The organism is uncultured Dialister sp. (assembly GCF_900538805.1).
In the GTDB taxonomy this organism is placed as follows: Bacteria; Bacillota; Negativicutes; order Veillonellales; family Dialisteraceae; genus Dialister.
In genome coordinates this window covers 1-7,152 of record NZ_UPZP01000108.1, presented here as the reverse complement: position 1 = coordinate 7,152, position 7,152 = coordinate 1, and the positions used below count along the sequence as shown (strand labels likewise).

Annotated in this window: 6 protein-coding genes; 4 read left to right on the top strand and 2 right to left on the bottom strand. The window is 54.3% G+C overall.

What is annotated here, in order from left to right; genetic code table 11:
* Window positions 1–934 precede the first annotated feature (934 nt).
* Complete coding sequence (locus QZQ29_RS08280) at window positions 935–1,873, top strand: membrane dipeptidase (protein ID WP_296962246.1); 939 nt, start codon at window positions 935–937, stop codon at window positions 1,871–1,873.
* Window positions 1,874–2,483: 610 nt separating this feature from the next.
* Window positions 2,484–3,749, top strand: coding sequence for a uracil permease (gene uraA, locus QZQ29_RS08275; protein ID WP_296962244.1), 1,266 nt, complete (start codon window positions 2,484–2,486; stop codon window positions 3,747–3,749).
* 344 nt (window positions 3,750–4,093) lie between these two features.
* Here the strand turns inward: uraA and QZQ29_RS08270 are convergent, their stop codons facing one another.
* Window positions 4,094–4,438, bottom strand: coding sequence for a TM2 domain-containing protein (locus QZQ29_RS08270; RefSeq protein WP_296962242.1), 345 nt, complete (start codon window positions 4,436–4,438; stop codon window positions 4,094–4,096).
* A 13-nt stretch (window positions 4,439–4,451) separates the two neighbouring features.
* Window positions 4,452–4,637, bottom strand: coding sequence for a hypothetical protein (locus QZQ29_RS08265; protein WP_296962240.1), 186 nt, complete (start codon window positions 4,635–4,637; stop codon window positions 4,452–4,454).
* A gap of 136 nt (window positions 4,638–4,773) precedes the next feature.
* On the opposite strand from QZQ29_RS08265, the gene QZQ29_RS08260 reads away from it, so the two are divergent.
* A complete protein-coding gene (locus QZQ29_RS08260) occupies window positions 4,774–6,216 on the top strand; it encodes a WG repeat-containing protein (protein WP_296962238.1) in 1,443 nt (480 codons plus the stop codon).
* Window positions 6,217–6,336: 120 nt separating this feature from the next.
* Window positions 6,337–7,041, top strand: a complete 705-nt coding sequence (locus tag QZQ29_RS08255) for a Bax inhibitor-1/YccA family protein (RefSeq protein ID WP_296962235.1) — start codon at window positions 6,337–6,339, stop codon at window positions 7,039–7,041.
* Window positions 7,042–7,152 lie beyond the last annotated feature (111 nt).

Here is a 7,152-nt window from a genome sequence, read left to right as displayed (position 1 = left end):
AAGCGGAGTCGAGAAATCTCCTGTCGAGAAGTTTCCTGTCGGTAAGAAACACCACAGTGCCAAGTCGAGTAGGAAACCCTTCGCAAACAGTTTCCTGTCGATAAGAAACACAATGGAGCCACGCCGGATAGGAAACCCTTCGCAAACAGTTTCCTGTCGGCAAGAAACACAGTGGAGCCACGCCGGGCAGGAACCCCTTCGCAAACAGTTTCCTGTCGGTAAGAAACACCACAGTGCCAAGTCGAGTAGGAAACTATACGCGAAAAGTTTCCTGCCGGTAAGAAACGCCACAGTGTCACGCCGAGTAGGAAACCCTTCGCAAACAGTTTCCTGTCGGCAAGAAACACAGTGGAGCCACGTCGAGCAGGAAACCCTTCGCAAACAGTTTCCTGTCGGCAAGAAACACAGTGGAGCCACGTCGAGTAGGAAACCCTTCGCAAACAGTTTCCTGCCGGCAAGAAACACAGTGGAGCCGCGTCGAGCAGGAAACCCTTCGCAAACAGTTTCCTGCCGGTAAGAAACACCATGCCGCCACGCCCCTCTGTCATTTCGAGCGTAGCGAAGCGGAGTCGAGAAATCTCCTGTCGAGAAGTTTCCTGTCGGTAAGAAACACCACAGTGCCAAGTCGAGTAGGAAACTATACGCGAAAAGTTTCCTGTCGGTAAGAAACACCACAGTGTCACGCCGAGCAGGAAACTATACGCGAAAAGTTTCCTGCCGGTAAGAAACGCCACAGTGTCACGCCGAGTAGGAAACTATACGCAAACAGTTTCCTGTCGGTAAGAAACACCATGCCGCCACGTCGGACAGGAAACTCCCCGTCCCCTCTTGTGCCGTCCTTTCTCCAATGGTATGATACAGAGAGAAATTTCATATTGTCTGCATGGCGCGGGCCTTCATGGCCGGCGTCTTTTATTTTCTGCGGGAGGGTACCATGAAATACATCGATTTCCACTGTGACACCATTACCGAACTCCATGACCATGGGGAGAAGGGGACCCTCATGGAGAATTCTCTCTACATCGACCTGAAAAAGCTGAAAAAAGGGGGCTGCTTCATCCAGGATTTTGCCCTCTGGGTGGACCGGAAGGAGACGCCGGATGTGTGGAGGCGGTATGAGGACCTCCTTTCCACCTTCCGAAGGGAACTGGAAACATGGCACCATTTCCTCTGCCCCATCCGCTGCCGGGAGGACCTGCGGGAAGCGGAGGAAGAGGGGAAAATCGGCGCCCTCCTTTCCGTGGAAGGCGGTGAAGCGGCAGGCGGCAGCGTGGAGAAGCTGGAGCGCATGTACAAAGACGGCGTCCGCCTCATGACGCTCACCTGGAACTATCCCAATGAAATCGGATTTCCCAACGGCATGGAAGGAAAAGACAGGGGCATTACGAAAAGGGGCTGGGAAATCATTAAAGCCATGGAAGTCATGCACATGATCGTGGACACCAGCCATCTCAACGACGAGGGCACCAGGGAAATCCTCATGACCTGCAAAGTGCCGCCCATGGCCTCCCACTCCGACGCCCGGGCGGTGACGGCGCACCGGCGGAACCTGCCGGATGACCTCATCCGCCTCTTCGGTGACAAAGGCGGCCTCATCGGGCTCAACTTCGCCAACCACTTCACCGGCACCGAAGAAGTGACCACCCTGGCAAACATCGTCCGCCACGCCCGCCATATCCGCGACATAGGCGGCATCGACGTGCTGGCTCTGGGCAGCGACTTCGACGGCATCGAACCGAAACTGGAACTGAAAGACGCCTCCGAAATGGGCCGCCTGGCAGAGGCTCTCCAGAAAGGCGGATTCAAGGAAGAAGAAATCGAAAAAATCTTCTGGTGGAACGGAGAAAGGTATCTGGAAGATGTGCTGAGATGAGAGAAGATAGAAATTAGACGATAGAAGATAGATGTCAGACGGGCGGTATTCCCGGAGGCAAGAGGGTTCAGGCGCCTTCGGCGCCCGGGTTCAAGCCGTCATTGGGCTGACGCCCTTGACGGCTCAGGTTCTGCCCGGGAATGGCTCCGCCTTCCGGGCTGGTTCAGAGGGGAGTATATATGCCGCCTTCGGCAGAGGCTGTGCATTTCCATCGCGCCGCAGGCGCGGTTGTAAAGGTTCCATTCCGCGAAGCGGAATTATAAAATTTATCGCCCAAAGGGCGATACCTTCCCCTCTGAACCCTTTGAACCTTCTGAACCCTCTGAACCCTCACGCCGGAGGTGTGTCCAATGGCGATACCACCACCCTCAGCCGCCGAAGGCGGCTGTCGCCCCCTGAGCGAAGCGAATACAACCCTTTTACACAACCCGCGGCGCAGCCGCGCCCCTTCCCCCTCTGAACCCCGGGCCGCAGCGGCCCTTGCATTTCCATTTCAAAAAGAATAAAATGGTAGGGATGAAAATTTTACAGTGATTCAGGAAGGAGGGTCTTTTGCAATTTCAGAAGCCTTCCTTTTTTCTGAGTCTTTTTTCCCGGGAGGAAAGTGAAAATGAGTAAACGCATTATTGAGGTGGAGGAACGGCTTCCGATTCTGCCCACCATTCCCCTGAGCCTGCAGCATTTGTTTGCCATGTTCGGCTCCACGGTGCTGGTTCCTTTTCTGCTGAATGTGGACCCTGCCACCTGTCTTTTTATGAATGGTATCGGCACGCTGCTGTACCTGGCCATCTGCAAATGGAAGCTGCCGGCTTATCTGGGATCTTCTTTTGCCTTTATTTCGCCGGTGCTGGCGGTGACGTCCACGGCGGGCATGTCCTATGCCGATGCCCAGGGGGGATTCATTGCCTTCGGGCTCTGCTTCATTTTCCTGGCCTTTCTGGTGAAGAAGGCGGGGGTGCACTGGATTGATGTGCTGTTCCCGCCGGCAGCCATGGGTGCCATTGTGGCCATCATCGGGCTGGAGCTGGCGCCGCTGGCCATGACCATGTCGGGATTTATCGGTGAGCCCCAGGGCATGTCTTCTGCTACGGCCATCACCATTTCCATGTTTACCCTCGTTGTGACTATTCTGGCTACGGTGCTGGGACGGGGTTTCATTTCCATCATCCCCATCCTCATCGGCGTCATTGCGGGCTACATCCTTTCCGTGTTCATGGGGGTGGTGGATTTCCACCATGTGGAGGAAATGCCCTGGGTGGCATTCCCCACTTTCTATTCGCCCCATTTCAATCTGTCCGCCATTATGATGATTCTGCCGGCGGTGTTCGTGGTTTTCGCGGAACACCTGGGCCATCTCTTTGTGACCAGTGATATTGTAGGAAGAAATCTGATTAAGGATCCCGGCCTCCATCGGTCCCTTTTTGCGGACGGCCTGTCCAATATCATTTCCGGCTTCGTCGGTTCCACGCCGAATACCACCTACGGTGAAAACATGGGCGTCATGGCCATGACCGGCGTATACAGCACCTGGGTCATTGCAGGGGCAGCCATTTTCGCCATTATCTTCTCCTTCATCGGAAAAATCGCCGCTCTCATCCATGCCATCCCCACTCCCGTCATGGGCGGCGTATGCATCCTCCTCTTCGGCTTCATCGCCGCTTCCGGTATCCGTATGCTCATCGAAAAGAAAGTGGATTACACGAAATCCAGAAATCTGATCCTCACCGCAGTGACCATGATTTCCGGCCTCTCCGGCGCCACCATCGTGGTGGGTCCGGTGCAGCTCAAAGGTATGGGCCTGGCCACCGTGGTAGCCATGATTATCTCCATCTGCTTCCTGATTTTCGATAAAACCCATATGTCGAATAATGAGTGATGATAGTGGGCTGGTGGGCTAGTGTGTTAGTGAGCTAGTGGGCTGGTGTGCCAGCCAGAGTCAATGTCGCCGCGTACCGAGATTCTTCGCTGGCGCTCAGAATGACGATGGGGGCGGGAAGGTTATCCCGTAACGCTGACTATAAATTGCGGCGCCAGCCGCCACCACCACCCTCAGCCCCGTAGGGGCCGGTCAATCTTAAGAACCTTCCCCACTGTCCCACCAATCCCCAGCCCACTAAAAAACATCCCGCCGGAGGCGGGATGTGGTATGTGGTATAATGCCATTAGACATCGTGATTGACCGGAAAGGGCCGCCTTCGGGCGGCTTTTTTCGTGTCTTTTTTATTTATAGGTATCCGTAGATGGCGGGGCGGGATAGAGCTGCATGGCTTCTTTGATGCACTCCAGCAGGATTTCCTTGTTTTTTCTCTTCACCATGCCGGACAGGCGGAAGAGGTCCACAATCCACCAGATTTCGCCGATGACGCAGAAGCAGAGGAGCCAGAGGAGGATGTTTTTGAAGGGGCGGCCCAGGTAGAAGTAGTACACCCCGAAGAGAATCCACAGGATGTAGGCGGTGGATTTCTTTTTCTCCCTGGCGGTGTAGAGGGTGAGGGCCTGGTCTTTCTGCTTGTCGGAAAGCTGGTTCAGCAGGGAAATGTCTTCGCTGTCAAGTGTGGCATCCATAGGTTTCCTCCTATCAGAACAAACGCTGCTTTAATTTCATGGCTTTCCATCTGGAAAGGGCCTGGCGGGCGTCGTCCGGGGCGTTTTCGGTGAGGCGGATGTTTCCCGCCATCCTTTCCTTCATGGTCACCGACGGGGCGATGTAGGGTTCGAAGGTTTTGTACAGGTTCATTTTGGTGATTTCTTCTGAAATGTCCATGGCTGCCTCCTTTGGGAATGATGTCCTTTTCTTTATTGTATCACAGGAAGGGGCGGGACTGTTTACAGGGGGAGGAAATTTTAGTATAATAAAAATACAATATCGAAATTATTCGTTTAAACAGAAAGGACGCTCTATGAACTACAGAACCGGAAAGATTCTGCTTATCACATCCCTCCTGCTTCTGCCGGCTGCATTTTCTCCTGCCCGGGGAGAGGAACCGGCTTTTTCTTATACCCATATCCATCGGGAGGGCTCTGTTTCCACCGCCGAGACAGGCAGGGTGGAGACGAGGGAGAAATCATCAAAAAAGACCACCCATTCCGATATATCGGTGAACCTGCCTTCTTCGCCGGCGGCGGGAGGCCTGCTGTATCCCTACCTAGCAAAGAACGGCCTTCCCGGTGATGTTCACCGGCGCAGGGGGGGAAGTGATGTTTATGACTACGGTGTCACCGCTGCGTTTCGGGATAAAAAGGGCTGGGGGCTCCTGGATCGGGAGGGACATGAAATCGTTCCTGCTTTCTGGGATTCCATTTCCTATGAAGGAAATGGGCTGTTTCAGGTGAAGAAGGGAAAGAAGATTTCCTATATCACCGCAGACGGCCGCGTGGCGTCTCCGGATAGAGAAGAGGGCCCTTCTTTTTACAGGGAAAAGGGGAAATACGGTATTCTTGATGACCGCGGAAATCGGGTGACGGCGCCGCTGTATAGGGAGGTGCTGGCGCCTTTCAGCGAGGGCATTGCTTTTGTGCAGCTTTCCGACGGACGGAAGGGCGGCATCGACGGGTCGGGAAAACTTCTTTTTACCGCGGAATTTGACAGCGTGGGACCCTATGAGGATGGTCTGGCGGAGTACCGGCGGAAGGTGAACCGTTTCAACTGGGGCACCCTGGCAGGGGCTGTGCTTGGGGGCCTTGGCGGCAGCGGCGGAGGCGATGAAATGCTTCCTCTTTCCTATGACGGCGTGAAGCGGGGCTATCTGGACCGGCAGGGACGTATCGTGGTGGACAGCCGCTCCGATGAGGTATATCCCATGACAGAATGGGGCACCTTCGTGAAGAACCACGGCCTTCTGGGCTTCGTAAACCGGAAGGGAGAGTATATCATCCCACCGGGGCGCTATGACCTTTCCGGCGGCATGCTCTATGAAGAGGAAGGGCTGGTGACCCTGAGGGATAAGGAAAAAGGAAAGATGGGTGCTTTCCGCCTGGAGGACGGCAGGCAGGTCATGGATTTCCTGTATGACCGGATTACGTTCCTCGGAGAAGACCGCGTGCTTTATGAAATGGACGGTAAAACGGTGCTTGCCGGAGAAAGCGGCGTCATTCGTGAGCTTCCCTCCGGCGCCGTCATGCAGCCCTATTCGGAAGAGGGGCTGGCCTGGATGGAAGAGGGAAAGAAAATCCATGCCCTGAACCGGGAAGGAAAGATTCTTTTCACCCTTCCGGAAGGAGAGGCGGCGCGGCCTTTCCGACATGGCCTGGCACCGGTGAAATCCCACGGACTCTGGGGGCTTGTGGATATTCACGGGCAGTGGGTGAAAGCTCCCATGTATAAGGATGTACAGATGATGTGACACTGTACAGGTTGTGTTACAATATAAATATAAAAGACCATAAAAGGGCGGCATTCGTTGGGAAGGCCGCTTCTTTTCTCAAATAGATATAAGATATTTCATTCAGAAAGGAGTCTTTCTATGTATGACGAATTGACAGCGGAACGGGAGAAAAGTATTTCCATCAATATGCCCGGTCTCATGAAGGATGTGTATGCCTGGATGGCCATCGCCCTGGTGGTGACGGGATTCAGCGCATGGTTCGTGGCGGATAACGCCCTGCTCCGGGGGTTTTTCATGGGAAGCCGCACCGGCACCCTGGTGCTCATCGTGGCCACCTTTGCCCTGGTATGGCGCCTGTCCTCTGCCATGGGGAAAATGTCCCTGAAAACGGCGGCAGCCATGTTTCTGGTGTATTCCGTGCTGAATGGCATTACCCTGTCGGCGGTATTTTTGACCTACACCCTTTCTTCCATCGGCGGCGTGTTCTTCATGACCGCCGGCACCTTCGGCATCATGTCGGTGTACGGCTATGTGACGAAGGCGGATTTGTCGAAGCTGGGAAATATGTGCCTCATGGGACTTTTCGGCATCATCCTGGCCACGGTCGTGGGTTTCTTCTTCGACAGCACCCTGCTGCAGATGCTTATTTCCTACGCCGGCATCCTGATTTTCACGGGCCTCACCATTTATGACACCCAGTCCATCAAACGCCTGGCCCTCACCTATCATTCCCGGGCCACCGACGAAGGACAGAAGATAGCCATCATGGGCGCCCTCACCCTGTACCTGGATTTCATTAACATCTTCATTTACCTCCTCCGCCTCTTCGGAGACAGGAAATAGGGAAATTAAAAGGCGTGGAGCTTCGGCTCCACGCTTTTTTGTCTATAGAAAACCCCCGGTTAGACCGGGGGTTCCAAAAAGCTTTAGCGATGAGTCTTTAATGGTTTATAA

What these genes read in the sequence shown, in the direction of transcription:
- QZQ29_RS08280 (WP_296962246.1), top strand. Translation starts at nt 935, where the DNA reads ATGAAATACATCGATTTCCACTGTGACACCATTACCGAACTCCATGAC.
- uraA (WP_296962244.1), top strand. Translation starts at nt 2,484, where the DNA reads ATGAGTAAACGCATTATTGAGGTGGAGGAACGGCTTCCGATTCTGCCC.
- QZQ29_RS08270 (WP_296962242.1), bottom strand. Translation starts at nt 4,438, where the DNA reads ATGGATGCCACACTTGACAGCGAAGACATTTCCCTGCTGAACCAGCTT.
- QZQ29_RS08265 (WP_296962240.1), bottom strand. Translation starts at nt 4,637, where the DNA reads ATGGACATTTCAGAAGAAATCACCAAAATGAACCTGTACAAAACCTTC.
- QZQ29_RS08260 (WP_296962238.1), top strand. Translation starts at nt 4,774, where the DNA reads ATGAACTACAGAACCGGAAAGATTCTGCTTATCACATCCCTCCTGCTT.
- QZQ29_RS08255 (WP_296962235.1), top strand. Translation starts at nt 6,337, where the DNA reads ATGTATGACGAATTGACAGCGGAACGGGAGAAAAGTATTTCCATCAAT.